The organism is Leuconostoc sp. BM2, from assembly GCF_002095565.1.
Taxonomy (GTDB): domain Bacteria; phylum Bacillota; class Bacilli; order Lactobacillales; family Lactobacillaceae; genus Leuconostoc; species Leuconostoc falkenbergense.
In genome coordinates, this window is record NZ_MOWQ01000084.1 from 1 (window position 1) to 1,629 (window position 1,629).

Here is a 1,629-nt window from a genome sequence, read left to right on the forward strand (position 1 = left end):
TGGCAAAATAACTATAAAGCTTATGGCGCGCCACGTCTGCGATTAGCATTAGCTGATCTGAATTTGCATCATGGAACCAACCGAGTTCGTCGTTTAATGCGAGAAGCTGGCATATACTCTGTCATGACTCGTCGATTTAACAAACCAACGACAACTGTTGATTATCGTCAACGTCCCAACTTAATCAGGCATTTACCCGAAGCCAATGCTTGGAGCATGGACATCACTTATTTAAAGTTGAGTAATGGTCAGTGGGTCTATTTAGCGTCAGTTTTAGAGTTACAAACGCGTAAGATATTAGCCCATCAAATCAGTGCCACGATGGATACCAAATTGGTAGTTACAACACTACAAAGATCGCTGTCAACTGATAAAAAACCAAATTATTTACATACTGATATGGGCAGTCAGTTCACTAGTTTTGGCTTTGAAAATTTGTTAAAGCGACATAAAATTGATCATTCGTATTCAAAACTAGGACATCCATATGATAATGCCAAAATTGAAAGTTTTCACTCCCTATTAAAGCGTGAAATGATTTATCAATTCCGGTTTCCATCGATTGCACATCTAATTTTAGATGTGTCCAAGTATATTCATTGGTTCAACAACGAAAGAATCAGTCTTGCCAATCAAAAAATAAAAGTTGCCTAATCAGTTCAGCCCTAGATAAAAAACATTCCGAATTATTGACTTATGAGCAGTCGCTATGGTGGTAACTGAATCATAGTATGCTTTTTAACAAAAATAGTTAGGATAAGCAAATAACCGCTTGTGCTTTTATTTAGGATAAACACTAACCAATTGACAGGGTAAGGATTTGCACCTTACATGATATTGATTCTAGCTAACTATCCAGACCCCGGACAGTACAATATCTTATAGTCTAGCGTCTACCTATTCCGCCACCTGCCATAATGATAGATATTCCAACCTATCGTATTTTTACATACACAGTAGCTTTTTCCGAAGCGTGTGTAATTTACGACCGTTCGGTGTAACGGTCTTGGTTAGTCATCTGGAACTAATCTATAAGTACAGCTTATATTTAACGACTAATGACTAACCATATCACAACTGTGGGATTCGAACCCACTAATCGCGGCGCCAACCATATTGACCAATAGATTTTACGTAATCAATCAATTCTTTCGTAACTTCTTGATCATTTTTGGTTAGAAAATCTACTATTTTTTCTGTCTGTTCTTTACTCATAACTTTAGCAACGTATACAGTTGAGCAACAAATCGTTTGCGAAACCTAAATACCGTGGCTCTGCTGACGTTAGCAACTTTTGCAATTTTAACAACGTCATAGCGATTGAATCTTTGAAAGTATGACATTTCAACAATTTTTATCTGGTAATCATCTAGTTGAGCTATAAACTTATCAATTACCGCGCGATTATGCCTAATTGTAGAAATGATAGGATCATCGGAAAATTTAATCGCTTTGTTTTCATGTGCGTGATTTTCTGAAAAGCCACTTCTTCCACCTCCAATATTTTCATCAATTTCACCTTTTGACTGCTCTATTTCTGTTCTACGTTCCCTTTCTAATAAATTAAAATAAGGATATTGCTTCAAAACGGCTTCTACTTGTTTAGTTTTTGTGTGATTCATTTTAATT

2 protein-coding genes are annotated in these 1,629 nt (G+C 36.2%); one reads left to right on the top strand and one right to left on the bottom strand.

The window, feature by feature from the left end; translation table 11 throughout:
* Positions 1-654, top strand: a 654-nt coding sequence (locus tag BMG01_RS10420; protein ID WP_084013493.1) for an IS3 family transposase, incomplete at its 5' end; no start/stop codon positions are given.
* Positions 655-1,211: 557 nt separating this feature from the next.
* On the opposite strand, the gene BMG01_RS10425 is transcribed toward BMG01_RS10420, so the two are convergent.
* Positions 1,212-1,628, bottom strand: a complete 417-nt coding sequence (locus BMG01_RS10425) for a hypothetical protein (protein WP_233127305.1) — start codon at positions 1,626-1,628, stop codon at positions 1,212-1,214.
* Position 1,629: the final 1 nt, after the last annotated feature.